Origin of the sequence: Microvirga sesbaniae (assembly GCF_025460805.1) — a bacterium.
GTDB classification, from domain to species: Bacteria; Pseudomonadota; Alphaproteobacteria; order Rhizobiales; family Beijerinckiaceae; genus Microvirga; species Microvirga sesbaniae.
In genome coordinates, this window is sequence record NZ_JAMXFJ010000123.1 from 1 (window position 1) to 827 (window position 827).

The 827-nt window shown below is 61.5% G+C and carries 1 pseudogene; it reads left to right on the top strand.

Features of this window, described 5'->3' with window-relative positions:
• Nucleotides 1-97 precede the first annotated feature (97 nt).
• Nucleotides 98-810: pseudogene (locus OCW50_RS33085) on the top strand (IS5 family transposase).
• Nucleotides 811-827: the final 17 nt, after the last annotated feature.

Here is an 827-nt window from a genome sequence, read left to right on the forward strand (position 1 = left end):
CTAAGGCCTGTGGGGATTTGGGATTCCCCTTTGGGCGCGAGTGTGATTCACGCTCTGGATGGACCGCTTTGTACTGACGGACGCCCAATGGGCGAAGATGGAGCCGCATTGTCTTGGCAAGCCGAGCGATCCTGGGCGCAGCGGCACGGACAATCGGCTGTTTATCGAGGCCGTGCTCTGGATTGTGCGCACCGGCAGTCCGTGGCGTGATCTGCCTGCGCTCTTCGGCAACTGGAGCACCGTGTTCCGGCGCTTCAGCGACTGGCGCAAGGCCGATGTTTTCAAACGGATCTTCGATGCCGTGTCCGAGGAGCCGGACATGGAATATGCCATGGTCGACGCCACCATCGTCAAGGTTCACCGCCACGGGCAGGGCGCAAAAGGGGGACTCAGAGCCAGGCCATCGGCCGCTCCAAGGGCGGCATGACAACCAAGATTCTGGCCCTGACCGACGCCTTGGGCAACCTCGTGCGCTTTCGCCTGATGCCGGGCCACCGGTTCGACAGCATTGGCGTTGCCCCGCTGATCGACGGCGTCGCGTTCGGGGGCCTCATCGCGGACAAAGCGTTCGACAGCAACGCCATCGTCGCCGATCTCAACGAGCGCGGCGCCAAGATCGTCATCTCCCAGCATCCGCGCCGGGCCCAGCCCATCCCGATGGACGCCGAAATGTACAAATGGCGCCACCTCATCGAAAACTTCTTCTGCAAACTCAAAGAGTTCAAGCGGATCGCCATGCGCGCATGCAAAACCGACCAAAGCTTCGAGGCTATGATCTACCTCGCCGCCGCCGTCATCAACTCACGATGAATCCCCACAAGCCTTAG